This is a genomic window from Paraburkholderia sp. IW21 (genome assembly GCF_041321145.1).
In the GTDB taxonomy this organism is placed as follows: Bacteria; Pseudomonadota; Gammaproteobacteria; order Burkholderiales; family Burkholderiaceae; genus Paraburkholderia.
This window is the reverse complement of sequence record NZ_JBGGWA010000002.1, coordinates 259,290-285,547: the sequence shown is the minus strand read 5'-3', so window position 1 is coordinate 285,547 and position 26,258 is coordinate 259,290. Positions and strand designations below refer to the sequence as shown.

22 protein-coding genes and 1 tRNA gene are annotated in these 26,258 nt (G+C 64.3%); 17 read left to right on the top strand and 6 right to left on the bottom strand.

Annotated features, from left to right (window positions below):
* Positions 1-65 precede the first annotated feature (65 nt).
* The 6 genes from ACAX43_RS05115 to pepN all read right to left on the bottom strand — a co-directional run bounded on the left by ACAX43_RS05115 (position 66) and on the right by pepN (position 8,423).
* Positions 66-2,741, bottom strand: coding sequence for an ATP-binding cassette domain-containing protein (locus tag ACAX43_RS05115; RefSeq protein ID WP_370707731.1), 2,676 nt, complete (start codon positions 2,739-2,741; stop codon positions 66-68).
* A gap of 758 nt (positions 2,742-3,499) precedes the next feature.
* Positions 3,500-3,575 (bottom strand) — tRNA-Thr (locus ACAX43_RS05110).
* Between the two features lie 55 nt (positions 3,576-3,630).
* A complete protein-coding gene (locus ACAX43_RS05105; RefSeq protein ID WP_370707336.1) occupies positions 3,631-4,647 on the bottom strand; it encodes a class 1 fructose-bisphosphatase in 1,017 nt (338 codons plus the stop codon).
* Between the two features lie 120 nt (positions 4,648-4,767).
* The gene (locus ACAX43_RS05100) at positions 4,768-5,223 is read right to left on the bottom strand and encodes a HigA family addiction module antitoxin (protein ID WP_370707335.1); all 456 of its coding nucleotides are present in this window, start codon (positions 5,221-5,223) and stop codon (positions 4,768-4,770) included.
* Positions 5,224-5,239: 16 nt separating this feature from the next.
* Positions 5,240-5,521: a type II toxin-antitoxin system RelE/ParE family toxin gene (locus ACAX43_RS05095; RefSeq protein ID WP_370707334.1), complete on the bottom strand. Its 282-nt coding sequence runs from the start codon at positions 5,519-5,521 to the stop codon at positions 5,240-5,242.
* Positions 5,522-5,717: 196 nt separating this feature from the next.
* Positions 5,718-8,423 carry an aminopeptidase N gene (gene pepN, locus ACAX43_RS05090; RefSeq protein WP_370707333.1) on the bottom strand — a complete coding sequence of 902 codons (2,706 nt, stop codon included), beginning with the start codon at positions 8,421-8,423 and terminating at the stop codon, positions 5,718-5,720.
* A gap of 214 nt (positions 8,424-8,637) precedes the next feature.
* Between pepN and ACAX43_RS05085 the strand changes: the two genes are divergently transcribed.
* The 17 genes from ACAX43_RS05085 (at position 8,638) to ACAX43_RS05005 (ending at position 26,223) form a co-directional block, all read left to right on the top strand.
* Positions 8,638-9,339: a DUF4136 domain-containing protein gene (locus ACAX43_RS05085; protein ID WP_370707332.1), complete on the top strand. Its 702-nt coding sequence runs from the start codon at positions 8,638-8,640 to the stop codon at positions 9,337-9,339.
* A 635-nt stretch (positions 9,340-9,974) separates the two neighbouring features.
* Positions 9,975-10,718, top strand: a complete 744-nt coding sequence (locus ACAX43_RS05080; protein WP_370707331.1) for a beta-ketoacyl synthase chain length factor — start codon at positions 9,975-9,977, stop codon at positions 10,716-10,718.
* Positions 10,702-11,496, top strand: a complete 795-nt coding sequence (locus ACAX43_RS05075; RefSeq protein WP_370707330.1) for a lysophospholipid acyltransferase family protein — start codon at positions 10,702-10,704, stop codon at positions 11,494-11,496. Before ACAX43_RS05080 ends, ACAX43_RS05075 begins: the two co-directional genes overlap by 17 nt.
* Positions 11,471-11,770, top strand: a complete 300-nt coding sequence (locus tag ACAX43_RS05070) for a phosphopantetheine-binding protein (protein ID WP_370707329.1) — start codon at positions 11,471-11,473, stop codon at positions 11,768-11,770. Before ACAX43_RS05075 ends, ACAX43_RS05070 begins: the two co-directional genes overlap by 26 nt.
* A gap of 3 nt (positions 11,771-11,773) precedes the next feature.
* Complete coding sequence (locus ACAX43_RS05065; protein ID WP_370707328.1) at positions 11,774-12,025, top strand: acyl carrier protein; 252 nt, start codon at positions 11,774-11,776, stop codon at positions 12,023-12,025.
* A complete protein-coding gene (locus ACAX43_RS05060) occupies positions 12,025-12,687 on the top strand; it encodes a hypothetical protein (RefSeq protein WP_370707327.1) in 663 nt (220 codons plus the stop codon). Before ACAX43_RS05065 ends, ACAX43_RS05060 begins: the two co-directional genes overlap by 1 nt.
* A complete protein-coding gene (locus ACAX43_RS05055; protein ID WP_370707326.1) occupies positions 12,684-14,378 on the top strand; it encodes an AMP-binding protein in 1,695 nt (564 codons plus the stop codon). The genes ACAX43_RS05060 and ACAX43_RS05055 overlap by 4 nt, the downstream gene beginning before the upstream one ends.
* A complete protein-coding gene (locus tag ACAX43_RS05050) occupies positions 14,378-16,147 on the top strand; it encodes a glycosyltransferase (protein ID WP_370707325.1) in 1,770 nt (589 codons plus the stop codon). Before ACAX43_RS05055 ends, ACAX43_RS05050 begins: the two co-directional genes overlap by 1 nt.
* Positions 16,134-17,741 (top strand): histidine ammonia-lyase, encoded by a 1,608-nt coding sequence (gene hutH, locus ACAX43_RS05045; RefSeq protein WP_370707324.1) that lies wholly within the window; start codon positions 16,134-16,136, stop codon positions 17,739-17,741. Before ACAX43_RS05050 ends, hutH begins: the two co-directional genes overlap by 14 nt.
* A complete protein-coding gene (locus ACAX43_RS05040; RefSeq protein WP_370707323.1) occupies positions 17,738-18,169 on the top strand; it encodes an acyl-CoA thioesterase in 432 nt (143 codons plus the stop codon). The genes hutH and ACAX43_RS05040 overlap by 4 nt, the downstream gene beginning before the upstream one ends.
* Entirely contained in the window at positions 18,157-18,861 is a 705-nt protein-coding gene (locus ACAX43_RS05035; protein WP_370707322.1) for an outer membrane lipoprotein carrier protein LolA, read from the top strand. The genes ACAX43_RS05040 and ACAX43_RS05035 overlap by 13 nt, the downstream gene beginning before the upstream one ends.
* Positions 18,861-21,350 (top strand): MMPL family transporter, encoded by a 2,490-nt coding sequence (locus tag ACAX43_RS05030; protein ID WP_370707321.1) that lies wholly within the window; start codon positions 18,861-18,863, stop codon positions 21,348-21,350. Before ACAX43_RS05035 ends, ACAX43_RS05030 begins: the two co-directional genes overlap by 1 nt.
* A complete protein-coding gene (locus ACAX43_RS05025) occupies positions 21,347-22,531 on the top strand; it encodes a beta-ketoacyl-[acyl-carrier-protein] synthase family protein (RefSeq protein WP_370707320.1) in 1,185 nt (394 codons plus the stop codon). The genes ACAX43_RS05030 and ACAX43_RS05025 overlap by 4 nt, the downstream gene beginning before the upstream one ends.
* An 8-nt stretch (positions 22,532-22,539) precedes the next feature.
* The gene (locus tag ACAX43_RS05020; protein WP_370707319.1) at positions 22,540-23,025 is read left to right on the top strand and encodes a hotdog family protein; all 486 of its coding nucleotides are present in this window, start codon (positions 22,540-22,542) and stop codon (positions 23,023-23,025) included.
* Positions 23,022-23,747 carry a 3-ketoacyl-ACP reductase FabG2 gene (locus tag ACAX43_RS05015; RefSeq protein WP_370707318.1) on the top strand — a complete coding sequence of 242 codons (726 nt, stop codon included), beginning with the start codon at positions 23,022-23,024 and terminating at the stop codon, positions 23,745-23,747. The genes ACAX43_RS05020 and ACAX43_RS05015 overlap by 4 nt, the downstream gene beginning before the upstream one ends.
* On the top strand, positions 23,747-24,973 hold the full coding sequence (locus ACAX43_RS05010; RefSeq protein WP_370707317.1) for a beta-ketoacyl-ACP synthase: 1,227 nt from the start codon (positions 23,747-23,749) through the stop codon (positions 24,971-24,973). The genes ACAX43_RS05015 and ACAX43_RS05010 overlap by 1 nt, the downstream gene beginning before the upstream one ends.
* Positions 24,970-26,223 carry a beta-ketoacyl synthase gene (locus ACAX43_RS05005; protein ID WP_370707316.1) on the top strand — a complete coding sequence of 418 codons (1,254 nt, stop codon included), beginning with the start codon at positions 24,970-24,972 and terminating at the stop codon, positions 26,221-26,223. Before ACAX43_RS05010 ends, ACAX43_RS05005 begins: the two co-directional genes overlap by 4 nt.
* Positions 26,224-26,258: the final 35 nt, after the last annotated feature.

Genomic DNA, 26,258 nt, shown 5'->3' with positions numbered 1-26,258 from the left:
GGAAAGACACCGGTTCAGGATGAAGCGCGGCGCTCGCCGTCCGCCGTCTCTTGTACATATTCGGCTCACGCCGCGATCCGTTGCTTCAGATAAGCAGCTGTGCGGCTTTCATCGACACGCGCAACTTCAGCCGGTGTGCCACTCGCCACGATCTTGCCGCCCGCGTCGCCCGCGCCCGGGCCGACGTCGATGACCCAGTCGCTCTGGGCCGCCACCCGCATGTCATGCTCGACCACCACCACCGTATTGCCCGCATCGACGAGCCCTTGCAGTTGCACCATGAGCCTGTCCACGTCGACGGGATGCAGTCCGGTGGTGGGTTCGTCGAGGATGTACAGGGTGTCGCCGTGCTGCGCGCGCTGTAGTTCGGTGGCGAGCTTGATGCGCTGCGCTTCGCCGCCGGACAGTTCGGTGGCCGGCTGGCCGAGCCGCAAATAGCCGAGGCCGATGTCGCGCAACGCTTTCAGCGCGCGCATCACGCTGACTTCTTCGGCGAAGAAAGCGCAGGCGGCGTCGACGGTCAGATCGAGCACCGCCGCGATGCTTTTGTCGCGCCACGTGATTTCCAGCGTCTGCGGGTTGTAGCGCGTGCCGTGGCAGGTCGAGCAGGGTGCGTAGACGCTCGGCAGAAACAGCAACTCGACGCTGACGAAGCCTTCGCCTTCGCACGTCGGGCAACGGCCTTGCGCGACGTTGAACGAGAAGCGGCCGGCGCCATAGCGGCGCTTGCGCGCGAGCGGCGTGTCGGCGAACAGTTTGCGCACGTGGTCGAACAGGCCCGTGTAAGTGGCGAGGTTCGAGCGCGGCGTGCGTCCGATCGGCTTCTGGTCGACGCGAACGAGTCGCCGCAACACCTCCATGCCGTCGGCGATGTGGCCGCTCGTCGGCGCCATTGCGGTGACGAGCAGTGGATCCTGTTCGTCATCGTCCGGGTCTTCGACGATTCGTCCCAGGCGGCTTGCGACCAGTTCCGGCAGCGCCTGGCTCACGAGGCTCGATTTGCCGGAGCCCGACACGCCGGTGACCGTCGTAAAGCATCCGAGCGGGAACGCTACGTTTAGCCCGTGCAGATTGTTGCGCGTGATATTGGCGAGCCGCAGCCATCCGGCGGGCGAGCGCGGCGTGCGATCAATGGGCGCGAGCGGTGCGAACAGATGCCGGCGTGTTTGCGACGCCTCGACTTTGGCGAGTCCCGCGGGCGGGCCGCTATAAACCACATGACCGCCTGCTTCGCCGGCTGCGGGGCCAACGTCGACCAGCCAGTCGGCGCGCCGCATCATCTCCAGATCATGTTCGACGACGAACAGCGAATTGCCCGCCGCCTTCAGCCCTTGCAGCGCGCTGAAGAGCGCTTCGCCATCGGCGGGATGCAGACCGGCGGACGGTTCGTCGAGCACATATACGACGCCGAACAATTGCGATGACAACTGGGTGGCCAATCGCAAGCGCTGCAGTTCGCCGGACGACAGCGTCGGCGTGCTGCGCTCCAGCGAGAGGTAGCCGAGGCCGAGATCGTTCAGCGTGGTCAGACGCTCCAGCAGTTCGGCTGAAATGCGCTGTGCGGCCACGCGCTTTTCCGCGGAAAGATTCGGTGTGCGTCGCACGTCGGGTGAGGCTTTGTGCGCGGAGCCGCCCGCGGCGACCCGCTTATCGACGGCGTCGCGCATCGCATGCCTGCTGAGCACGTTACCTTTGCAGTCAGCGCCTGTCGCGGCATCCGGCCATTCGCCCCGCGCGATCGGTTCGAGAAGCGCGGCGAGCCGCGCGAGCGGCAATTGTGAAAACTCGCCGATATCGAGGCAGGCGAACTTCACCGAGAGCGCTTCTTTCTTGAGCCGCTTGCCATGGCAAGTCCGGCATTCGCTGCCGATCATGTACCGCGACACGCGTTTTTTCATCAGCGCGCTTTGGGTATTGGCGAAGGTATGCAGCACGTACCGGCGTGCGCCGGTGAAGGTGCCCTGATAACTCGGTTCGGCACGGCGTTTAAGCGCGGCGCGGGTTTCCCTGGGCGTGAGGCCGGCGTATACGGGCACGGTCGGCTGTTCGTCGGTGAAGAGGATCCAGTCGCGGTCTTTCTTCGGCAAGTCGCGCCACGGCGTATCGACGTCGTAGCCGAGCGTCACGAGGATGTCACGCAGATTTTGTCCGTGCCATGCGGGCGGCCATGCGGCGATCGCGCGCTCGCGGATGGTTAGCGAGTCGTCGGGCACCATCGATTTTTCGGTGACCTCGTAGACGCGGCCGAGCCCATGGCATGTGGGACACGCGCCTTGCACCGTGTTTGGCGAAAAGTCTTCGGCGAACAGCATGGGTTGTTTCGGCGGATAGTCGCCGGTGCGCGAGTACAGCATGCGCGCGAGGGTCGACAGCGTCGTCACACTGCCCACCGACGACCGTGCACTCGGCGTGCCGCGCTGCTGCTGCAACGCGACCGCGGGCGGCAGACCTTCGATCGCGTCGACTTCGGGCACGCCGACCTGATCGATCAGGCGCCTTGCATACGGTGCGACCGATTCGAAGTAGCGGCGCTGCGCCTCGGCGTAGAGCGTGCCGAACGCCAGCGAGGATTTTCCTGAGCCGGAAACGCCGGTGAACACGACCAGCGCATCGCGCGGGATTTGCACGTCGACGTTCTTAAGATTGTGCTCCCGAGCGCCACGCACGCGAACGAAACCAGCCGGGGCGGGCGCATCAGGGGCGGTCGAGGTCGAGCGAGGCGTGTTGCGGATGGCGTCCATGGCGGTCGATAGCGAGTAGGCGCGGCAGCCCGGCTGGCCGGGCGAATGCATGTAAGTCCGCACGGAACATGCCCGGCAACGTGGGAATGATTTCCAGTGGGATTGACGGCGGCGCACGAATCTAGATCGCAGTGCCGTCAATCGGCATAGTCGAAGCGCGGCGGAAAGGAGAACGTTGCGAAGCCTTTCCGATGAAACCGGCGGTCGTTTTTCATGGCGCCAAAACCTCGTCAGCGGATGACAAGCCGGGCAGCATGGGCAGCGCCGCCTATTGATGGAAGCGGCTATTCGCAGCGTAGAGTGCGCTGGATAACGGACGCGCCAGGGCCGGCGCGGAAGATGGCTGTCTTCCCGTTGAGAGAGTTCGTCATGGAAAACGCTGTCTACTGGAAAGGACGTCAGGTCGGAATCGAGTGTGCCGGCCGGATCTTGTGATTTTCGTCGGCGCCGCAGGAGGCCGTTTCGGCCTATGGCACTCAGCAGGCCGTGAACGTAATCGTTGCAGATGCGGTGGTCGCTCGCAATCTCGTGATAGCCGCGCGAGACGATCGATTGGATTTTGGCGAATGAGTTGGAGCGGTTGTTTGCCGTTGTGGCAGTCGGCGTTGAAGTAGCGGAAGTTGGGTGACTGGAGGAAGGCAAGCTGAGCCTGCTCGGAGTGCGGGAAGTAGAAATCCGGAAACAAAAAGCAGAAAGACGAAAAGCGCGGAAAAGCAAAAAGCCCAGTCACGAGGACTGGGCTTTTTGCTTGAATCTTGTGGTGCCGGAAAGAGGAATCGAACCCCCGACCTTCGCATTACGAATGCGCTGCTCTACCGTCTGAGCTATTCCGGCATCAGGAGAAACGAGATTATAGGGAGTTCTTTACGAACTTGGCAAGCCCCTGCAATCACTTTTTTGTTTCGAGATGGTAGCGTGTGACACGGTCGACTTCGTTCTTCGAGCCGAGGAACACCGCCACACGCTCGTGCAGGCTTTTAGGCTGAACGTCCAGAATGCGCTTCTCGCCGTTGGTCGCGGCACCGCCCGCCTGCTCGACGATAAAAGCCATCGGGTTCGCTTCGTACATCAGGCGCAGCTTGCCTGGCTTGTCCGGCGTGCGTTTGTCGGCCGGATACATGAAGATGCCGCCGCGGTTCAGGATACGGTGCACGTCGGCCACCATCGACGCGATCCAGCGCATGTTGAAGTCGCTCTGACGCGGGCCGTCTTTGCCGGCCTTCAATTCGCCGACGTACTGCTCGACCGGTGGATACCAGTGGCGCTCATTCGATGCGTTGATCGCGTATTCGCCCGTTTCCACCGGAATGCGCATATCGCTTTGCGTGAGTACCCACGAACCCAGTTCGCGGTCGAGCGTGAAGCAGTTCACGCCGTTGCCCGTGGTCAGCACCAGCACGGTTTGCGGGCCGTACACCGCATAACCCGCCGCGACCTGCTGCGTGCCGGGTTGCAGGAACGACTGTTCGGTCGGCTGCTGGCCGTCCGGGCAGCGCAGCACGGAGAAGATGGTGCCGATCGACACGTTGACGTCGATGTTCGACGAGCCGTCGAGCGGATCGAACACCAGCAGGTATTCGCCCTTCGGGTAATTGGCCGGAATCGGGAAGAACTGTTCCATTTCCTCGGACGCCATGCCGGCCAGATTGCCGCCCCATTCATTCGCTTCGAGCAGGATTTCGTTCGACAGAATGTCGAGCTTCTTCTGCACTTCGCCCTGGACATTCTCGCTGCCCGCCGTGCCGAGTGCATCGCCCAGCGCGCCCTTGCTGACGTGGTAGCTGATCGCCTTGCACGCGCGCGCGACGACTTCGATCAAAAGGCGCAGGTCGGCCGGCAGGTTGTTGGTCTCGCGCTGCTGCTCGATCAGGTACTTCGTGAGAGTGGTACGACGTTGCAAAGCCATTGCTGTACTCCAGGGGCTTGAGGAATGTCTCGATTTTAACCGCTCGTTGTGTCGGCCCCGTGCTTTTGAGACGGAAGGGCGTGCGGTCGTGTCGCCAGGTGTTGCATTGCGTGGCCAAATTCAGGCTTTGCGGCGCCCCTTGAGGGCCGTGACGTTGCCGCTCAGGCTGGTGGCGAGCGCGGCGGCACGGACGTGTTCGGCCGAGATTTTCGGCATTTTCGGCCGGTTTGCCTTGGGCATCGGCTCGATTTCGCGTTCGATCTGCTCGCCGGCTGCCGCGGTGGCGATGCGCAGGTCGTAGGCGATCTGCAGGTTCAGCCAGAACTGCGCGCTCGCGCCGAAGTAGCGCTCGAGCCGCAGAGCGGTATCGGCCGAGATGGCGCGCTTGCCGCGCACGACGTCGTTAATGCGCGGCGCCGGTACGCGAAGCGCAAGTGCGAGCGCATTGACGGACATGCCAAGCGGTTCGAGGAACTCGCAACGGAGAATCTCGCCCGGATGGATCTCCGGGATGCTTTCGCCCGTGTCGATGTCCGAGAAATCGATGCTGTTCAGATCGGAGCGTTTGATGACCATGCCGGTCTCCCAATAATCAGTGATAGTCGACAATCTCGACATTCAGCGCTTCGCCGTCGACAAAATGAAAACAGATGCGCCATTGCGCGTTGATGCGAATACTCCATTGCCCGCTGCGCTGCCCCTGCAAAGCTTCGAGCCGGTTGCCGGGCGGCGCGTGCAGGCTGTGAATGGAGTGGGCGGCGTCGATCATCAGCAGCTTGCGGCGTGCGAGCGCCTGCATATGAAGCGGCAGTGAATGCACAAACTTGCCCTGAAAGATTCTCGCTGTAGCCTTGTCGCCGAATGTCGTGATCATAGAATGATATAACGCGTAGCGTTAAACGTAAACCGTTAAGTGAATGTGTTTACTTTCACCCTGCCAAAGTGATCCGAACAGTCGTCCAGATGGCTAACGTTGCTGTCGGGCAGCCGATTCCGGGCAAAACTCAGGACGAAAAAAAGCCGGCAACACGTGCCGGCTTTTCGACGCTTGAGGCGCTTTGGGACAAGCGTTACGCCAGCGCCTTCTCCACGATCTCGCGCACGTCGCGCGATTTCACCTGCGAGGCCACTTTCTCCAGGGCCGCGCGCATCTCGTCGCGCAGCGTCGGCGTGAAGCGGCGCCACAGTTCCAGCGAGCGGGCGAGGCGGGCGGCCACTTGCGGATTGATAATGTCGAGCGCGATCACCTGGTCGGCCCAGAAGGCGTAACCCGATCCGTCTTCGGCGTGAAACTGCGCCGGGTTCGCCGCGCAGAAGCTGAAAATCAGCGAGCGCGCGCGGTTCGGGTTCTTCAGGTTGAACGCCGGGTGTGCCATCAACTTGCGCACGATGTCGATCACCGGACGTTGCGCGCTGCCCCGCTGCGTGGCCTGCAAAGCGAACCATTTGTCGATGACAAGCGGTTCCTTTTCGAAGCGCCGGTAGAAGTCGTCCAGCGCCTGCTGCGCCTCGACGCTGCCGCCATTTGCCGCCGCTGCATTGAGCAACGCCGAGAGCGCCGCCGCGCGGTCGGTCATGTTGTTGGCGACGTCGTACTGGGCGGATGCGAGACGCACGGCTTCAGCCGGATCGTCCAGTTCCGCGAGATACGACAGCGCGAGATTCTTCAACGCACGATGACCGGAAGCCTCAGGCGTCGCTTCATACGCGCCCGGCGTGCGGTGCTGTTCATACACCTTGAGCCAGTCCTTCTTGAGCGCGTTCGCGAGGCGCTTGCGCACGAATTGCCGTGCCGCATGCACGGCTGCCGGATTCGATTCGGCCATCTGCTCCGCCAGATACGCTTCAGACGGCAGCATCAACGCCAGTTCGCGGAAAGAAGGCGAGAGCGACGTGTCGGTCAGCACGCGGGCGAACGCGGCGACCACCGAGTCGTCGACTTGCAAGGGCACGCCAGTGGCGGCGCGTCCGGCGAGCGTCAGCAGCTCGCGCGTGGCGAGCCGTTGACCGGCTTCCCAGCGGTTGAACGGATCGCTGTCATGGGCGAGCAGGAACGCGAGCTGGTCGGCTGAATAGTCGTATTCGACGATCACGGGCGCCGAGAAATTACGCAGCAGCGACGGCAGCGGTTCTTGCGCGACGTTGACGAACGTGAAGGTCTGCTCGGTCTGCGTGAATTCGAGCACGCGTGTGGTGAAGGCAGAAGCCTTCGCTTCGCCTTCCAGCTGCAGCGGCAGGTCCACACCGTCCTTGCCGATCAAACCGATCGCGAACGGAATCAGCAGTGGGCCCTTTTGCGTTTCGCGCGCGGCCGGCGCGCCTTCGCCATAACCTTGTGTGAGCGTCACGCTGTAGCGTTGCTGCGCGGCGTCGTACTTCGCGCGCACGGACACGCGCGGTGTGCCGGCCTGGCTGTACCAACGCTCGAATTGCGCGAGATCGCGGCCGTTCGCATCGGCAAGCGCGTGACGGAAATCGTCGCAGGTCACGGCCTGGCCGTCATGGCGCTTGAAGTACAGATCCATGCCCTTGCGGAAACCGTCGCGGCCGAACAGCGTCTGATACATCCGTACGACTTCGGAGCCCTTCTCGTACACCGTCATCGTGTAGAAGTTGTTGATCTCGACGTAGCTTTCCGGGCGCACCGGGTGCGCCATCGGACCTGCGTCTTCGGCGAACTGCATCTGGCGCAGCACGCGCACGTCCTCGATACGCTTGGTGGCGCGCGCGGCTTCGTCCCCACCATTGCTCTGGCCGCCGGCCATGTCGGCTGAGAATTCCTGATCGCGGAACACCGTCAGGCCTTCTTTCAGGCTTAGCTGAAACCAGTCGCGGCACGTTACGCGATTGCCGGTCCAGTTGTGGAAATACTCATGGCCGACCACCGCCTCGATGTTCGCGAAGTCAGTGTCCGTGGCCGTTTCGGGGTTCGCCAGCACGTACTTCGTGTTGAAGATGTTGAGCCCCTTGTTCTCCATCGCGCCCATGTTGAAGTCGCTCACCGCGACGATCATGAAACGGTCCAGATCCAGTTCGAGTCCGAAGCGCGCTTCGTCCCAGCGGATCGAGTTGATCAGCGAATCCATTGCGTGGCGCGTCTTGTCCAGATCGTTCGGTTCGACCCACACCTGCAGCAGCTTTTCCTTGCCCGAGCCGCTCTTCACGCGTTCTTCCAGCGCCACCAGCTTGCCCGCGACCAGCGCGAACAGATAGCTTGGCTTTCTGAACGGATCTTCCCAGCGCGCGAAATGGCGGCCGTCCGGCAGATCGCCTTCTTCGAGCAGATTGCCGTTCGACAGCAGTACCGGATAATCGGTCTTGCTGGCACGCAGCGTGACCGTGTAAGTCGCCATCACGTCAGGGCGGTCGAGGAAGTAGGTAATACGGCGAAAGCCCTCGGCCTCGCACTGCGTGAAGAAGTTGCCGCCCGACACATACAGGCCCGACAGTGTGGTGTTTTCCGCCGGATTGCAGAGGCTGGTTAGCGTGAGTTCGAAGGTGTCCGGCACGTTGTCGAGCGTGAGGCCGTGCTCGTGCGCATGTGCGTTGGCGAAGGGCGTTCCATCGATCGCGGCGCTGACGAATTCAAGTTGTTCGCCCATCAGTTCGAGATGCGCGGCGCGCGACGCTTCCGGATTGCGGCGCACGCGCATCGTGTTCCTGACGACGGTGCGTTCGGGGACCAGATCGAACTCCAGTGCGACGGTTTCGATCAGGAAGGCGGGCGGCGCGTAATCGGCGCGGCGGATCACATTGGGCGTTGCGGTATCGGCCATGGCGTTCTGTAGTAATGGAACTCGAGCCGGCACGTGCGCTTCTCGCGCGCGAGCCGGGCGTGTCGAGCCATTGTACAAAGCCTCGGCGGATCGTGCGGAGCGAACTTTTTACCGAATCGCCCGGTCAGCGTATTATCGGGCGCCCTGCACGGGAATGGCTGCTCAGAAACGAACCCGGTCAAGACTGGCGATAACAGGCAACAAGAGGTAGACCATGAAAATCGATCGATGGACCCGCCGCGCCACGCTGCTGCTGGCGACGCTGACGGTGCTGCTGTCAGGCTGCACGACCTACGTGACCACCCAGGTCACCGCGTTCTCCGACTGGAGCGGCAATGATGCCACCCGTACCTATGCGTTCACGCGGGCGGCGGATCAGCAGAACAATCTCGAACTCACCACCTACGAGCGCCTCGTCGGCAACGAACTCGCCACGCACGCATTCCGTCAGGTCGACGCTTCCCAGGCGCGCTATCTCGTCGGGCTGTCGTATGGGATTCGCTCGGACATGGTGACGGTCGCGCAGCCGGTCTATTACAACCCCTGGCCGGCGCCTTACTGGGGGCGCCCATTCGACCCGTGGGGTCCGTGGGGCCCGATGGGGCCGTTTCCCACCGCCTACGTGAATCAAAGCTACCCGGTCTTCACGCACCTGCTTGGCGTGCGGATCACCGAGCGTGCTTCAGGCAAGGAGGTCTACAACGTGACGGCGCGCAACTCCGGCGGCGAGTCGTCGCTGGTGAGGGCCATGCCGTATCTGGCCCGCAGCGCGCTGGCCGATTTCCCGCTCGGCAACGGTGTGGTGCATACCGTGAAGATTCCAGTCGACAAGAATGGCGGGACGTCGAACGAAGTGGATCGAAACGGCGCCGCGCCCGCGCCGGTCACGGCGCCAGGTGCAAAAGTTGTGCAGTGAGCCGCACGCAGCCTGCTGCCGGCAATAGGTGACAGGCGGTCGGCGGGAAGCAGCAGGCGGTGCCCGCAACGGCGCCGCTGCGGCGCAAAAAACGGCCCGGCAAGTCATCTCTGCCGGGCCGTTTTGCCTTTCAATTCGCGTGAGCCACGCCGCGCGTCGGGAAATTCATTGAAATGTTCCGAACTGAAACACTTGATTGGAAAGTTAAATGAAAGTATTGGGGCGTATTTGTGAATGCCGCAGCGTTTGACGCGCCCGCAAAGCGCGCCGCAGCGGCTTTCCGACCCTATCGGGGGATGTGCAAGGGCCGCCAGGCCGGTCCTCTCACGCTGTCCAGTCCTCCGTCGCACTGGTGATACGGATACAGATGGATACGTCTTTTGTGGCTGATTTAATCCAGAATATTCAGTATGATTCCGGCGACCATAGGGAGCCCGAGACAATCCATCAGACTAATTAGCAAAGGCGCCTAAATAATCGGGGCCAGGTGCCGTTAATTTGCTGAACCCTATATATAAGTTGGATTGACCCCCGGCTGGAGATTGCCGTTCCGCGCGGCGCGCACCCGCTGTTGACGGCTGTGTATTCCGCCGGGCGCCCTCAGCCTTTCCTCGCTTCTACGTGCGAACACCGATATGCCCGATCTGCACTGGACCATTCCGGTCGCTCGCTGGTCTAGCTGGCCTGCTGCCGCATCCGCCGCACCCGATATTGGCTTTATCGAGCCAATCGTGCGGCGTCGCCTGAGCACGTTGTCCAGAGTCGCCCTGAAGGTCGCGCACGATTGCGTGGCGCAAAACGAGGTACGGGTCGTGTTCGCCTCGCGCCACGGCGAATTGCGACGCACCACGGACATCCTGCGCACCATCAGCGCGGGCGAGCCGGTCTCGCCGACCGCTTTCAGCCTGTCGGTGCTGAACGCAATGACCGGCGTGTTCGGCATCGCGCGCAGCGACCGTTCCGCGGCCAGTGCGATCTCGGCCGGCGCTGAGACGCTCGGCTACGCATTGCTGGAAGCGTACGCACAATACGCGACCCAGCCGGACTCGCCGGTGCTGGTGGTATATGCCGACGAACCGGCCGATCCGGCGTACGGCACGATTGAAGATGAAGTGCAGGGTGGCGCGATCGCGATCCTGCTGAACGGCGAAACGGCAGCGGGGCAGTTGATCTGCACGCTGTCGGGCGCGGGTGGGCTGGAGGCTGCAGAGGACGGGCAGCAGGCGAGCCACGCAGATCGGGCAAGCGAGGCAAGCCCGGACGAAAGCTTCTCGACCCAGAGCCAGGCGCTGCTGCACAGCCTGGAAACAGGCCGGCCCGCGGTTTGGCAGGGCGCCGGCGCCGCCTGGCATTGGAGCTGGCATGAACGCGCGGCTTGATTACCTTTGGCGATTCTGCGCGACGGGCATGGCCTTCGTCGTGTTCGGCATTTGCGGCGTACTGTTCTCGGTGCTGGTGTTCCCGCTCGCGTGGCTGTGGCCGCATCGTGCGTCGCGGCAGCGTGTGGTGACAAGCGTGATCCACTGGTTTTTCCGCGCGCTGGTTGCCGTGTTACGGTACATCGGCGTGATGGAGCTCGAGGTGTCGGGCGCGCAGGCGCTGCGCGCGGGCGGTCCTGCGATCGTGGTCGCCAATCACCCGACTTACCTCGATGTGATGGTGTTGTTGTCGCTCACGCCCCATGCCTGTTGCGTGGTGAAAAATGCACACTGGAGCAACCCGTGTTTCTGGGGGATCGTGCGCTCGGCGGAATACGTCAGCAATGCCGATCCTTCGGAACTGATCGAAGCCGGCGCGCGGCAGCTCGCGGCAGGCTACACGATGATTATTTTTCCCGAAGGCACGCGCAGCCCCGCACCGAACCGGCTGCACGCGTTTTCACGCGGTTTCGCGCACATGGCGTTGAAGGCCGGCGCGCCGATCGTGCCGGTGCTGATGGATTGCGATCCGCCGGCGTTCACCAAGCAGATGCGCTGGTATGACGTGCCGGCGCGTGCTTTCCGGATCCGCGTGAACGTGCTCGAGCCAATTGGCGTCGAGCAGCTTGCGGCCCATGACTCCACACCGTCTCTCGCGGCGCGCAGCGTGACTAGCGCCATCGAAGCACACATTACTCAGCACCTGTTCGACTATGGATTCTTTAAAACTGGAAATTAAACAGCTTCTGATCGAAGCCCTCGATCTGGAAGACCTGAGCCCGGCCGATATCGACGACGATGCACCGTTGTTCGATACCGACGGCATCGGTCTCGATTCGATCGATGCGCTCGAGATCGGCATCGTGCTGCGCAAACAATACCAACTGACCATCGCCGCGAACGACGAACGCACCCGCGAACACTTCCGCTCGATCAGCACGCTGGCCGCGCTGGTCGCGAGTCAACGGGACGCCGCGCACGCTGCGAACGAAACCACAAAGAAGGGGGAATAAATCGTGTCCGAGGCAGAGATTCTTGAACGCATCCGCGCCATTTTCAAAGAGAACTTCGCGATCGAGCCGGAGCGCGTGACGCCCGAAGCGCATCTGTTCGAAGACCTCGATCTCGACAGCATCGATGCCGTCGACCTCGCGATCAAACTGCAGGAAATGACCGGCCGCCGCATCAAGCCGGAAGAGTTCAAGTCGGTGCGCACAGTCGGCGATGTGATCAGCGCGGTCGAATCCCTGCTGGCGGCACAAGGCTGATGCCGTCCGTGCGCTCGCGAATGCAAGCGGCGGCGAGCCAGCCCGGCGCGGCATCGCCCGGCACCGGGCGCCACTGGGCCAAAACGGTGTTGCAGGTCGTGTTGAAACTCGCGTATCCCGCGTTGATTCTGTGCGCCTGGCGCTGGGACACGCCGCGCTATGTCGGCTGCATGCTGTTTGCGATCCTGTGGCTGCAACGCTGGGCCGGCAGCGGGCCGGTCGCGACCTCGTTGCGTCGGCTCTCCACGATCGATTGGACCGTGGTCGGCTTGCTGAGCTGCGCCTCGGCGGCGATCGTGTTCACCAACAGCGAGCTGCTGTTGCGCCTCTATCCGTCGCTCGTCAATCTGGGCCTGTTGATCGCGTTCGGCGCGACGCTCGTGCGCGGGCCGTCGATGATCGAAAAATTTGCGAGGCTCGGCAATCCGGATCTGCCGCCGGGCGCGGTGCGTCATACATGGCGCGTGACGCAGGTGTGGTGCGTGTTCTTCGCGGTGAACGGCGCCTTCTCCGCTTATACGGCGCTGTACTGGAGCCGCGCGAACTGGTCGCTCTATAACGGCGCGATCGCCTATGGGCTGATCGGCGTGCTGCTGGTGGCCGAGGTCATCTGGCGTTATCTGGTGGTGCTGCCGCGAGCCGCGCGTTCGGAGGCGGCATGATCGCGTTGCATGATGTGTTGTCGGCGGCCCAAGAGGCCGCTGGTGTGAACGCCCCAGTGTGCCGCGACGGCGCCGTGATGCTCGATAGCGCCGCGTTTCGCGAGCGGGTTGCGGCACTGGTCGCGCTGATCCGAACGCAAACCGCGCAACGCTACGCGTTGTGCGTCGACGATCCGTTCGATTTCGCCTGTGCGCTGTTTGCGCTGTTCGCATGTGGCAAGGAGCCGGTGATTCCGGCCAATGCGACGCCAGGTTATCTGGCCGATCTCGCCGACGCATACGACGCCGTGCTGACCGACGCGGACTTGCCGCCCTATGGGCGAGATATCACGCGCACGCAAAGCGCCGCTTACTCAATCGATCCGCAAGCCCCGTTGACGCTCTACACGTCGGGCAGCAGCGGTGTACCGAAGCCGATCCGCAAGACGCTCGCACAGTTCAACGCCGAAGTGCATACGCTCGAAAAGCAGTGGGGCGCGTTGGTCGGCGACGCGACGATGCTCGCGAGCGTGCCGCATCACCACATCTACGGTTTGCTGTTTCGCGTGTTGTGGCCGCTTGCCGCGGGCCGTGCGTTCGACCGCGCGATCAGCATCGAGCCCTTGCATTTGCAAACGCAGATCGAGCATGACGGCGCGACGGTGGTCGTCTCGACGCCCGCGCAATTGTCGCGTTGGCCCGCGTTGCCTGGCTTCGCCGCGTTGACGCCGGCGCCGCGCGCATTCTTTTCTTCCGGCGGCCCGCTCGCGCTGGAAACCGCGCGGGAATACGCCGCAGCGTATGGCGCCGCGCCGCTCGAAATTTACGGCAGCACGGAAACCGGCGGCATCGCGTGGCGGCGTCAGGATCAGACCGATGCCTGGCAGCCGGTGGCCGGCATCGAAGTACGCCGCGACGAAGACGGGGCGCTGAACGTTCGCTCGCCGCACCTCGATCACACCGGCTGGCATCGCACCGACGACAAAATCGCGTTCGACGCAAACGGCCGCTTCCGCCTGCAAGGCCGGCTCGATCGCGTGCTCAAACTCGACGGCAAGCGCGTGTCGTTGCCGGAGCTCGAAGCGCGTCTCGCGCGGCATCCGTTTGTCGCGCAAGCGGCGATCGTGCCGTTGGAAGGCGCCTCGCGCGAGCGCGTCGGCGCCGTGGTGGCCCTGACCGAAGCGGGGAGTGCGGCATTGCGCGACGAGGGCCGCGTGCGGCTCGCGCAAACCCTGCGCCGGCACCTCGCTGCGTATTTCGATGTGGTGGTGCTGCCGCGTCATTGGCGTTTTCGCCTCACCTTGCCGTTCGACGCGCGCGGCAAACTGCCGGTGGCCGCCGTCGCCGCGGCTTTCGAGCCGCGTACCGACGGCGTGGAAGTGCTCGCCGAAGCGCGCAGCGCCGACACGCTGCACTACGAACTTCGCGTGCCGCCGACGCTCGTGCATTTCGCCGGCCACTTCCCCGGTCTGCCGATTCTGCCGGGTGTGGTCCAGGTGCACTGGGCCATGCGTCTGGCCGCCGAACAGCTGCCGGCTGTACGTAGGCTCGCATCGATCGACCGGCTCAAATTCATGGCGCCGGTGTCGCCGGGCGCGGTGCTGAATCTCACGCTTGCACACGACGCCGAGCGTCGGCGCGTGCAGTTCGCGTACCGGTTGAGCGGCCGCGAATGCGCATCCGGCGTGATCGTGTATCGGGAGCCCGCGTGATGAGCTTCGCCCCGTGCATCGTCATTCCGATTTACAACCACAAGGACGCGATCGGCGCGACCGTCGCCCATCTCGCGGTGCACGGCTTGCCGATCCTGGTCGTCGACGACGGCAGCGATGCGGCGACCCAGCAGGTGCTCGCCGCGCTTGCGCAACGGTACGCGGAGCAGCTCAAGCTGCTGCGCTTGCCGGTCAACGGTGGAAAGGGCGCGGCGGTCATGGCGGGATTGCGCGCCGCGCGCGCTGCGGGTTACACGCATGGCTTGCAGATCGACGCCGATGGCCAGCACGACGCGACAGACGTGCCGCGTTTTATCCAGGCCGCGCAAGCCGAACCGGGCGCAGTGATCCTCGGCCGTCCGGTCTACGACGAGAGCGTGCCGAAGTCGCGCCTCTACGGCCGTTATTTGACCCACGTGTGGGTGTGGATCGAAACGCTCTCGCTGACAATTCGCGATTCGATGTGCGGCTTCCGTCTGTATCCGCTTGCGCTGGCCTGCGAGCTGATCGACAGCGTGCAACTGCCGACGCGCATGGACTTCGACATTGAAATTCTCGTGCGCCTTCATTGGCGGCGCGCAGCGTTCCGCTCGATCCCGACGCGCGTCACTTACGCCAGTGATGGCGTCTCGCATTTCGACGTGCTGTGGGACAACGTGCGCATCAGCCGCACTCACACGCGTCTTGTATTCGGCATGCTGTGGCGTCTGCCGATGCTGCTCGCGCACAAAGCGATGCCGCGCCGCCCGGTCATCGCAAGCGAAGCGGGCAAGCGGAGCAACCATCGCGAACCGGGCAAGCAAGCTGACCAACCCGAACAGGGCCCCCAGGACTGGTGGCGTATCGCCGAACGCGGCAGCCATCTGGGCATGTCGTTGCTCGCGCTCAGTTGCAAGCTGTTCGGCCGCCGTTTCACCGCGCTCTGGCTGCATCCGGTCGTCGCGTATTTTCTGCTGACGGGCCGCGCCGCGCGCGAGGCGTCGAACAACTACTTCACGCGTCTTGGCGAGACCGCGCCGCATGGCGATACGCCGCGCCCGGGTTGGCTGTCCGCCTATCGCCACATGCTGGCGTTCGCGCAATCGGGCTTCGACAAGCTCGCTGCATGGTCCGGCCGTGTCAACAACGCCGACGTCAAGTTCGAGGATCCTTCGGCATTCGAAGCCCTGGTTGCAAGCGGCAAGGGCGCGCTCGTCATCGGCGCGCATCTGGGCAATCTGGAAATGACCCGCGCGCTCGCCGCGCAGGGCGCCTACGCCAAAGTCACGGCCGTGGTCTACACCGAACACGCGCGGCGCTTCAATAGCGTGCTGGCCTCGGCCAATAGCGAGTTCGCGCGGCGTCTGCTCGAAGTCAGCGACTTCGGGCCCGAGACCGCGATGATGATGCAGGAGCGCGTCGACGCGGGCGAGTTGCTGGTGATCGTCGGCGATCGCGTGCCGGCTCACGAAGCCGGCCGCACGACAGAAGCGCAATTTCTAGGATCGACGGCGCCGTTCGCGCAAGGCCCTTACGTGCTTGCGCATGCGCTGGGCTGTCCGGTCTACCTGTTCTTCTGCCTGAAAGAGCAAGACGGTTATCGTCTGTACTTCGAGCCGTTCGCCGAGCGTATCGAGTTGCCGCGCCGCGAACGCGCGCAGCATCTCGCCGCGTGGGCGCAGCGTTACGCGGCGCGGCTCGAACACTATTGCCGCAAGGCACCTTATCAATGGTTCAATTTCTTCGATTTCTGGGCCAGCCCCAAGCGAGGCACGCATGGCCGAACATGATCTGATCGAAGCGCCGGACGTCAGCGTCAATGAGAACACCCGCGCAAATGCGGCGGCGGTGACCATCGGTGGCCGCAAGCTGACGATCGAAGAGGTCGTCGCGATCGCGCAGCATCGTGCGCCGGTTGCGTTGAGCGCCGATCCGGCGTGGCGCGCGCGCATCCAGCGCGGCGCGGATTTTCTGCGCCGGCATCTGGCGGCGGGCGCGACCGTGTACGGCGTCAACACCGGCTACGGCGACGCCTGCGTGGTCGATGTGCCGATGGAACTCGTCGAAGCCTTGCCGTTGCAACTGACCCGTTATCACGGCTGCGGCATGGGCCAGTATCTCGACGACGCGCAAACGCTCGCGGTGATCGCCGCGCGGCTCAACTCGCTGGCCTACGGTTTTTCCGGCGTGCGCCCCGTGTTGCTCGAACGCCTTGCCGATCTGATCAATCATCGCGTGTTACCGCGTATTCCGTCGGAAGGCTCGGTTGGCGCAAGCGGCGATCTGACGCCGCTCTCCTATGTGGCCGCGGCCTTGGCGGGCGAACGCGATGTGATGTTCGAAGACCGCTTGCGCCACGTGCGTGAAGTGTGGACCGAACTCGGTCAAGCGCCATTGACGCTCGCGCCGAAAGAAGGCCTCGCGCTGATGAACGGCACCGCGGTGATGACGGGCCTCGCCTGTCTCGCGTTCGCGCGGGCCGATCATCTGACGCGGCTTACCGCCCGTCTCACGGCGCTCTCTACCGTTGCACTCGACGGCCGCGCCGCGCACTTCGACGCGATGCTGTTCGAAGTGAAACCGCACGCCGGCCAGGCCGAAGCCGCCGCATGGATTCGCGACGATCTTTCCGGGCGCGACGATACGCCGGGGCATCGTCTGCAAGACCGTTATTCGATTCGCTGCGCGCCGCATGTGATTGGTGTCGCGCGTGACGCCTTGTCGTGGGTGCGGCGCGATGTCGAGAACGAACTGAACAGCGCGAACGACAACCCGTTGATCGATCCCGACAACGAACGCGTGCTGCACGGCGGCAACTTTTACGGCGGCCATATCGCGTTCGCAATGGACTCGCTGAAAGTCGCGGTCGCCAATCTCGCCGATCTGATGGACCGGCAGTTCGCGCTGCTGGTCGACGTGAATTTCAACAACGGCTTGCCGCGCAATCTGTCGGGCGCCGCGCCCGCGCGTGCGGCGATCAATCACGGCTTCAAGGCCGTGCAGATTTCGTCCTCTGCGTGGACCGCCGAAGCGTTGAAGAACACGATGCCGGCAAGCGTTTTCTCGCGTTCGACCGAGGCGCACAATCAGGACAAGGTCAGCATGGGCACGATCGCCGCGCGCGACTGTTTGCGCGTGTTGGAATTGACCGAGCAGGTTGCCGCCGCGCATACGCTCGCGACGGTGCAAGCCGCGCGTCTGCGGTTGAAGATCGATAGCGCCACACCGATGCCTGCGCCGCTGCAAGCCTTCATTGACAGCGTGACGGCGCAATCGCCGTTCGTCGACGAAGATCGCGCTCTGGAAAGCGATCTGCGCGCACTGACCGCGCGCATCGCCGCGTGCGATTTGGTGAGCGATTATCGCGGAGGCTCGAACGCATGACAGCTTCCTCTAAAGTGCTGACCGCAAGCGCGACCGTCGAAGTGCCGTTTCACGACGTCGACGCGATGAACGTGTGCTGGCACGGCCACTATCTGAAGTACTTCGAGATCGGTCGTGCGGCGCTGCTGCGCGTCTTCGATTACGACTACCGCAAAATGCAGGCCTCGGGCTACCTGTGGCCGATCGTCGAGGCGCATCTGAAGTATGTCCGCCCGGCGACCTACGGTCAGGCGATCGAGGTGCGCACGCAACTGCTCGAACATGAAAACCGCCTGAAAATAGGCTACGAAATTGTCGATTGCGCATCCGGCACACGGCTGACGAAGGGCTACACGATCCAGGTCGCGGTCGACGCCGCAACGCAGGAATTGCAGTTCGTCTCGCCGCCGGTCGTTTTCGAAAAGCTGGAGCGCGTATGGGGACGATGAATTTCCGCGGTGTGGCAGCGGGCGGATTGCTCGCGCTAGGCACGACGCTAAGCGCACTGACCGTATTGAGCGTATCAAGCGTGGCGGCGTGGCCGGCGGCAGCGTCGGCGGCTGAAGCCGCGCCGTCCGCGGGCAACCCGGCACTGGTTTCGCAAATCGCCGCGCACCTCGCGCAAGCCAAGGGTGTTCGCGCGCAATTCACACAAACGCAGACACTCGCCGCGATGAAGCAACCGCTCGTCAGCACCGGGTCGTTGCTGTTCTTCCGTGAGCGCGGCGTGATCTGGCAAATCGACACGCCGTACAAAGCCACCTATGTCATCACCGATGCGGGCGTCGCCGAGGTGAACGCCAACGGGCAGCGCGTGACGACCCACGGCGCGCAAGGCACGCGCGGCGTCGCGCAGGTCTCGAAGATGATGCGCGCGATGCTCGGCGGCGACCTGTCGGCGCTGTACTCGCAATTCGACGTAGAGGCCGAAGGCAGCGCCGCGCAGTGGCATATGCAACTCACGCCGAACCAGCCGCAGATCGCGCAGTCGATCAAAGGCTTGCAGATGAAGGGCGGCGACTATCTGCAGAGCTTGCGCATCACGCTCGCGAACGGCGACATCACGAAGCTCGACTTTGCGAAGAGCGCGGCGGTGACCGAGCCGACGCCGGCTGAGCGCAGCTTGCTCGGAGCGCCGTAATGCAGGTGCTGCAACAGCGGTCCGCGAAACAGACGTGGGGCATGCTTGCCGCGTGGTTGCTGCTCGCGCTCGTCGCGGCGCTGTATTGCGGGTGGCGTTTCGCAGGACCGTCACCCCTACAGACCGATCTGCTGGCTTTGCTCCCCGCCACCGAAGCGGATCCGGTCGCCGAAAAGGCGGTCGATACGCTGGCGAGCGCGCTCGGCGACCGCACGGTTTTTCTCGTCACCAGCAACGACGGCGCGCATGCGAAAGCGGCAGCGAAACAACTCGGCGCGTCACTGCAGAAGAGCGGGGCGTTCGGTTCAGTGACGGCGGAGTTGCCGCCGTTCGATCTGTCACAGATCGCTGCGTTATACATGCCGTATCGCTTCGGTCTGCTGGCGCCTGCCGATCGCGAAGCGCTCGCGAGCGGCGCTACAAGCACCACGCTGCATGACGCGCTCGCCCAACGTATCTACAGCCCGTTACGCGGCGGCCTGACCACACCGCTCGCCGACGATCCGTTCGGCTGGCTCGAACACTGGCTAGGAGATGTGCCGCTCGCCACGTCGAATCTGGAACTCGAAGACAACATGCTGGTGTCGCATCGCGGCCTCGCTACCAGCGTGCTGATCGTCGCCACGCTGCCGGGCTCCGCCTACGAAACGAAGACGCAACACGCCGTGCTCGCCGCAATAGCACAGGGCGAAAGCGCGTTGAAGCAGGCATTCCCCGACGTCCTAGTCGCGAGAACAGGGGCGGTGTTCTACGCGGAATCGGCCCGCAGCGCATCGGAACGCGAGGTGCATCTGATCGGTGTCGCATCGCTGTGCGGGATTGCGTTGTTGATGATGTGGGTGTTCCGCTCGCCGCGTCTCCTCGTGCTCGGCTTCGTTTCGACGGCGCTCGGCATTGTCTGCGCGCTCGCGGTGACGATGCTGGTGTTCGGCAAACTGCATCTGTTGACGCTCGTGTTCGGCGCAAGCCTGATCGGCGAAGCGGTCGATTATTCGATTCAGTATTTCGTGGTCTATCTCGGTGCCGGGCGCGATTGGGACGCGCGGCGTGGTGCGCGCGCCGTGCGTCCGGCCTTGACGGTGGCGCTTGCCACCAGCTTGCTGGGCTACGCGATCCTCACGTGGGTGCCGTTTCCCGCGCTCAAGCAGATTGCGTGCTTCGCAATGGTCGGCATTGTGACCGCGTTTGCTTCCGTGCTGTGGCTGTTGCCCGCGCTGCTCACGCGCGCACCGAAGCACAGCCCGCAGCGTGTGTTCGCCGGCGCGGCACGTTTGCTGACGGCATGGCATCGCGCGATCGGCGGTAAGCGCGCGTGGTTCGTTGCCGCGCTGTTGCTGGTCGTGGCGATTCCCGGCTGGCTGCGTCTGACGAGCGATGACGATATCCATCTGCTGATCGAGCGTGATCCGTCGCTGGTCGCGCAGGAAGACAAGGTGCGCGCGGCGGTCGGCGTCGATAACAGCACGCAGTTTTTTGTGGTGCGCGGCGAAACGCCGGAAATTGTTTTACAACGGGCCGAAGCGCTGGGCGCGAAGCTGGACGGGTTGAACGGCACGGCGAACCAGATTGGCAGCTATCAATCGGTGGCGCAATTCGTGCCGTCGGCGAAACGGCAAAACGAAGATCGTGCGTTGCTCGCGCAGCACGTGTTCAACGACCCCGCGGCATTGCGTGCCACCTTGCTGCAGGCGGGCTTTAAAGACGCAGTCGCCGACGCCTGGCTCGCCGCGTACGCGAAACCGCAGCCGCCGCTGACGGTCGACACATGGCTCGCCGCGCCGTGGTCGCAGCCGTACAAACATCTGTGGCTAGGCGTTGTCGATTCGGCTGCCAAAGCCTATGCCGCGGTCGTGATTCCTCAAGGCGTGACACCGCAGAACGAACCCGCGCTGATCGCCACCGCCCGGGCCCTGCCAGGCGTTGTCTTTGTCGACAAGGCGGCGAGTGTGTCGGCACTGTTCGGGGAGTATCGCGTGGATAGCGGCTGGTGGCTCGGCGGTGCGCTGGCGCTTGTGCTCGTCTTGCTGACGCTACGTTACGCCCCGAAGGAAGTCCCCCCCCCCGCAGGAAGTCCCCTTGGGGGATTGGGAGGCACCCGGCAGAAAGTCCGCCTGGGCGACCGCGTGCGCGGCGGCATCACCGTGACGCTGCCCGTGCTGCTGGCCGTCGGCGTGACACTCGCGGTGTTCGGTTACCTCCGCGTGCCGCTCAATCTTTTCAACTGGCTTGCGCTGATGCTGGTGCTCGGCGTCGGCGCGAACTATGCCGTGTTTCTGCGCGAAGGCTGCTTGCGCGCGGACGCGGACCTCGGCGCGGTGTGGACGGGTGTGCTGCTGTCGGCGGCCACCACGCTGCTGTCGTTCGGCATGCTCGGCATGAGCGCGATGCCCGCGCTGAGGAGCTTCGGCGCCACGCTCGCGCTCGGTATCGCGGTGTCGGTGCTGCTCGCGCCGATCGGCATGCCATCGGAATCAAGGAGGGCCGCATGAAGGCGCCATCAGTTTATTTGCACGCGCTCGGCATGATCAATGCACTCGGCGGCGACCTCGAGTGTATCGTCCCGGCGCTCGCCGCGGCTCACGCGCCCGGCATGGCGACTGCGCATACGGGCATCGGCGAGGCCTTTGTGGGCCGCGTGCTCACACCGCTGGATCTGGCGCCGCCCGACGCGCTCGCGCGTTACGACTGCCGCAATAACCGCTTGCTGCTCGCCGCGCTCACGCAGATCGCGCCCGCCGTCGAGGCGGCGCGCGAGCGTTACGGCGCGCATCGGATCGGCGTGGTGCTCGGCACCAGCACGTCGGGTATCGAAGCGGCCGAGGCCGCATTCGTCTATCAGGCCCAAGCCGGTGACTTGCCCGCCAACTTCAATTACCGGCAGATGGAGATCGGCACCGCCGCGCCGTTTGCCGCTGCCGCGCTCGGCGTGCACGGGCCGGCGTTCACGATCTCGACTGCTTGCACGTCGAGCGCGAAAGCTTTTGCGTCGGCGCGCCGGCTGCTGCAATTGCGGCTGTGCGATGCGGTGGTGGTGGGTGGCGTCGATTCGCTCTGCGAGTTGACGGTGCAGGGTTTCGCGTCGCTCGAATCGACCAGCGGCGTGCGCTCCAATCCGATGAGCCGCAATCGTTGCGGAATCAACGTCGGCGAAGGCGCCGCCGTGTTCCTGATGAGCCGCGACGAAGCGGCGGTGAGACTCGCGGGCGCCGGCGAATCGAGCGACGCCCATCATATTTCCTCGCCCGACCCGCAAGGCGTGGGCGGCGAACTCGCGCTGCGCGCGGCGCTCGCCGATGCGGGCATCGCGCCTGCGTCGATCGGCTATGTGAATCTGCACGCAACCGCCACGCGCAAGAACGACGACATGGAAGCGAAGCTGATGGCGCGCGTGTTCCCCGACGGTGTGGCAACGAGCGGCACCAAGCCGCTGACGGGTCACCAGCTCGGCGCCGCGGGTGCGACGGAACTCGGCTTCGCGTGGTTGACGCTGGCGCGTGAAAACGTGCCGCTGCCACGTCATCTGTGGGACGGCGATGCCGATCCCGCGCTGCCGGTGCTGGACCTCGTCGAGCGCGAGCGTTTTCTGCCGCGCGCCGCAGGGTCGCAGTACGTGATGAGCAATTCGTTTGCGTTCGGCGGCAGCAATGTCAGCCTGATCCTTGGACGGTGATACGCGAGATGACCCGAACGTTATCCCTCGAGGAACTCGTCCTGCACCCGATCGAAGCGATCATCCCGCATCGCGGCACGATGCTGTTGATCGATGCTGTGAGCACTTTCAGCGAAGACACGCTGAGCGCGCGGGCGACCGTGCATGCCGACGCCTGGTATGCGGACGCCGACGGCGCGATGCCCGCCTGGATCGGCATCGAGTTGATGGCGCAGGCGATCGCGGCACACGTGGCATTGCGGGCGATGCGCGGCGGCGGCAAGACGCGTCACGGTGTCCTGCTTGGCTCGCGCAGCTATAAAGCTTTGCAACCGTCGTTCGCCGCCGGTGCCCAGTTGCTGATTCACGCGACAGAATTGCTGCGCGGCGAAGAAGGCCACGGCGCCTATGAATGCACGATCCATCATGGCGACGTGTGTTGCGCCGAAGCCGTCATCAAGGTCTTTCAACCGCCCAATTTCCAGTCATTCATCGAAGGGAGTTTCAGTTCATGAGCCGGCGTGTTCTCGTTACCGGCGCAAGCCGCGGCATCGGCCGCGCGATTGCGTACAAGTTGGCTGCCGACGGCTTCGCGGTGTCCGTGCATTGCCGCACGGGCCGCACTGAAGCCGAAGCAGTCGCAACGGGCATCGCCGCGCAAGGCGGCACGGCGCGCGTGCTGCAATTCGACGTGCGTGAGCGCGCCGTGTGCCGCGACGTGCTCGAAGCGGACGTCGCGGCGCATGGCCCTTACTACGGCATCGTGTGCAGCGCGGGCGTGACCCGCGACGCCGCGTTCCCCGCGCTCACCGAGGAAGACTGGGACATCGTGATCGAAACCGGTCTCGACTCGTTCTACAACGTCGTCCATCCGTTGACCATGCCGATGGTGCGCGCGAAGAAGGGCGGCCGCATCGTCACGATCGCGTCGGTGTCCGGCGTGATGGGCAATCGCGGCCAGGTCAACTACAGCGCGGCGAAGGCCGGCCTGATCGGCGCGAGCAAGGCGCTCGCCGTCGAACTGGCGACGCGCCACATCACCGTCAATTGCGTCGCGCCGGGCTTGATCGATACCGGCATGCTCGACCAGATGCCGCTCGAGCACGCATTGAAGACGGTGCCGATGAACCGCGTCGGCCAGCCTGCCGAAGTGGCGTCCGTGGTCAGCTTCCTGATGTCGGATGCGGCCTCGTATGTCACGCGTCAGGTGATCGGCGTCAACGGTGGGATGGTGTGATGAAACGCGTCGTCATTACCGGCATGGGCGGCGTCACGGCGTTCGGCGATAGCTGGGACGAAATCGAAGCACGCCTGAAGCGCGGCGTGAACGCGGTGCGTCGTATGCCCGAGTGGGATTACTTCGAGTCGCTGCATACGCGGCTCGCGTGTCCGTTGCCGGGCTTCGCGGTGCCCGCGCATTATCCGCGCAAGAAAACCCGCTCGATGGGCCCGGTGTCGATGTATTCGGTGCGCGCGAGCGAACTGGCGCTCGCCGATGCAGGCCTGTCCGTCGACGCAAGCATCAAGGACGGCCGCATGGGCGTCGCCTACGGTTCGTCGTCGGGCTCGGTGCAGCCGATTCGCGCCTTCGGCACGATGCTCGAAACCGGCTCGATGAGCGACGTCACGTCGAACAGCTACGTGCAGATGATGCCGCATACCACGGCCGTCAACGTCAGCCTGTTCTGGGACCTGAAAGGGCGGATCATCCCGACCTCGTGCGCGTGCGCGTCGGGCAGCCAGGCGATCGGCTACGCCTATGAAGCGATTCTGGCCGGCAAACAGACGCTGATGCTGGCGGGCGGCGCGGAAGAAATGTCGGGCCCGGCGGTCGCCGTGTTCGATACGTTATACGCGACCAGCACGCGCAACGACGAACCGCATCTCACGCCGCGTCCGTTCGATGCCGCGCGCGACGGCCTCGTGGTCGGCGAAGGTGCGGCGACGCTGGTGCTCGAAGAATACGAACACGCGGTGGCGCGCGGCGCGCGGATTCACGCGGAGATCGTCGGCTTCGGCTGCAACTCGGACGGCGCGCACATGACCCAGCCGACCGCCGAAACCATGGCGCTTGCCATGCAGCTCGCGCTTGAAGATGCGCAACTGCCGCCCGAAGCGATCGCCTATGTGAACGCGCACGGCACGTCCACGGATCGCGGCGACATCGCCGAAAGCCATGCGACCGCGCGGACCTTCGGCGCGCGCATGCCGATCAGTTCGCTCAAGAGCTATGTGGGCCATACGCTCGGCGCGTGCGGTGCACTGGAAGCGTGGTGGACCATCGAGATGATGAAGCGCAACTGGTATGCGCCGACCTTGAATCTGGAGAACGTCGATCCGGCTTGTGCAGCGCTCGATTACATCATGGGTACAGGCCGTGAGATCGACGCCGAACACGTCATGAGCAACAACTTTGCATTCGGCGGCATCAATACGTCGCTGATTTTCAGGCGCGTTCGATGAGCGTCGTGCTGCAACGTGTGGTCGTCACCGGCATGGGAATCGTGTCGTGCCTCGGCAATACGCTCGACGACGTGTCCGCCGCGCTGCGCGCGGGCCGCTCGCGCATCGAGCGGATCGAGGCGTGGCGTGAGCGCGGTTTCGGATCGCAGGTGGCGGGCGTTGCCTCGGTCGCGCAGGAGCCGCCGTTCGCGCGCAAGCTCGAACGCTTCATGGGCGACACCGCGCGCTTTGCGTGCCACGCCGCCCGCAAGGCGATCGACGACGCCGGACTTGAGCCTGCCATGTTGCGCTCGCCACGTGCGGGTGCGGTGATCGGCTCGGGCGTCGGCACGATGTCGAGTTACGACGCGGCCATGGCGATTGCGAATGCACGCGGCGTCGACAAAGTGCCGCCGTACACGGTTCCGCACGCGATGAGCAGCACCGCGTCGGCCAACGTCGCGCAGGTGTTCGGACTCGAAGGCGTCAGCTATTCGCCGTCGTCGGCGTGCACGACGTCGGCGCTCGCGATCGGCCAGGCGATGCAGCTGATCCAGACCGGCCGCCAGCAGATCGTGCTGGCCGGCGGCAGCGAGTCGCTGCACGACAACATGACGTTGATGTTCGACGCGATGGGGGCGCTGTCGCGCAGCTTCAACGACACGCCGCAGCATGCGTCGCGCCCCTACGACACGGCGCGCGACGGCTTCGTGATCGCGTCGGGCGGCGGCGTGCTGGTGCTCGAATCGCTCGATCACGCGATGGCGCGCGGCGCCCGTATTTACGCCGAGCTGATCGGCTTTGGCGACTGCACGGACGTCGCCGGCATGGTCGCGCCGCGGGCGGCAGGCATCGCGCGGGCGATGCGCGGCGCGCTGGGCGAGGCGGGCAAGCGCCCGGATTACATCAACACGCACGCACCGTCGACACCGCTTGGCGACGTCGAGGAACTGCGCGCATTAATTGACGTATTTGGCGATCTGGCCTGCGGCGTGGTCGGCGGCGCTGTACCCGCGTTCTCGTCGACCAAAGGCATGACCGGGCATCCGCTCGGCGCATGCGGCGCGCACGAGGCGATCTACACGCTGCTGATGATGCGCGACGGTTTCATCGCAGGCACGGTGGGCATCGAGACGCCGGACGCGAGTCTTGGCGAAATGCCGCTGGTGCACGTGTCGCGCGAGGCGCGTATCGGCACGGCTATGTCAAATTCATTCGGGTTCGGCGGCAGTTGCGCGAGCCTGATGTTTGAAGTGTGGCAGGGCGGTTGAACTAGCCGCCATTTTGAAAAAAAACGAGGGCAATA

What these genes read in the sequence shown, in the direction of transcription:
- ACAX43_RS05050 (WP_370707325.1), top strand. Translation starts at nt 14,378, where the DNA reads ATGAGCTTCGCCCCGTGCATCGTCATTCCGATTTACAACCACAAGGAC.
- ACAX43_RS05055 (WP_370707326.1), top strand. Translation starts at nt 12,684, where the DNA reads ATGATCGCGTTGCATGATGTGTTGTCGGCGGCCCAAGAGGCCGCTGGT.
- ACAX43_RS05115 (WP_370707731.1), bottom strand. Translation starts at nt 2,741, where the DNA reads ATGGACGCCATCCGCAACACGCCTCGCTCGACCTCGACCGCCCCTGAT.
- ACAX43_RS05085 (WP_370707332.1), top strand. Translation starts at nt 8,638, where the DNA reads ATGAAAATCGATCGATGGACCCGCCGCGCCACGCTGCTGCTGGCGACG.
- ACAX43_RS05080 (WP_370707331.1), top strand. Translation starts at nt 9,975, where the DNA reads ATGCCCGATCTGCACTGGACCATTCCGGTCGCTCGCTGGTCTAGCTGG.
- ACAX43_RS05095 (WP_370707334.1), bottom strand. Translation starts at nt 5,521, where the DNA reads ATGATCACGACATTCGGCGACAAGGCTACAGCGAGAATCTTTCAGGGC.
- ACAX43_RS05100 (WP_370707335.1), bottom strand. Translation starts at nt 5,223, where the DNA reads ATGGTCATCAAACGCTCCGATCTGAACAGCATCGATTTCTCGGACATC.
- ACAX43_RS05005 (WP_370707316.1), top strand. Translation starts at nt 24,970, where the DNA reads ATGAGCGTCGTGCTGCAACGTGTGGTCGTCACCGGCATGGGAATCGTG.
- ACAX43_RS05060 (WP_370707327.1), top strand. Translation starts at nt 12,025, where the DNA reads ATGCCGTCCGTGCGCTCGCGAATGCAAGCGGCGGCGAGCCAGCCCGGC.
- ACAX43_RS05025 (WP_370707320.1), top strand. Translation starts at nt 21,347, where the DNA reads ATGAAGGCGCCATCAGTTTATTTGCACGCGCTCGGCATGATCAATGCA.
- pepN (WP_370707333.1), bottom strand. Translation starts at nt 8,423, where the DNA reads ATGGCCGATACCGCAACGCCCAATGTGATCCGCCGCGCCGATTACGCG.
- ACAX43_RS05015 (WP_370707318.1), top strand. Translation starts at nt 23,022, where the DNA reads ATGAGCCGGCGTGTTCTCGTTACCGGCGCAAGCCGCGGCATCGGCCGC.
- ACAX43_RS05030 (WP_370707321.1), top strand. Translation starts at nt 18,861, where the DNA reads ATGCAGGTGCTGCAACAGCGGTCCGCGAAACAGACGTGGGGCATGCTT.
- ACAX43_RS05070 (WP_370707329.1), top strand. Translation starts at nt 11,471, where the DNA reads ATGGATTCTTTAAAACTGGAAATTAAACAGCTTCTGATCGAAGCCCTC.
- ACAX43_RS05075 (WP_370707330.1), top strand. Translation starts at nt 10,702, where the DNA reads ATGAACGCGCGGCTTGATTACCTTTGGCGATTCTGCGCGACGGGCATG.
- ACAX43_RS05020 (WP_370707319.1), top strand. Translation starts at nt 22,540, where the DNA reads ATGACCCGAACGTTATCCCTCGAGGAACTCGTCCTGCACCCGATCGAA.
- ACAX43_RS05105 (WP_370707336.1), bottom strand. Translation starts at nt 4,647, where the DNA reads ATGGCTTTGCAACGTCGTACCACTCTCACGAAGTACCTGATCGAGCAG.
- ACAX43_RS05010 (WP_370707317.1), top strand. Translation starts at nt 23,747, where the DNA reads ATGAAACGCGTCGTCATTACCGGCATGGGCGGCGTCACGGCGTTCGGC.
- hutH (WP_370707324.1), top strand. Translation starts at nt 16,134, where the DNA reads ATGGCCGAACATGATCTGATCGAAGCGCCGGACGTCAGCGTCAATGAG.
- ACAX43_RS05040 (WP_370707323.1), top strand. Translation starts at nt 17,738, where the DNA reads ATGACAGCTTCCTCTAAAGTGCTGACCGCAAGCGCGACCGTCGAAGTG.
- ACAX43_RS05035 (WP_370707322.1), top strand. Translation starts at nt 18,157, where the DNA reads ATGGGGACGATGAATTTCCGCGGTGTGGCAGCGGGCGGATTGCTCGCG.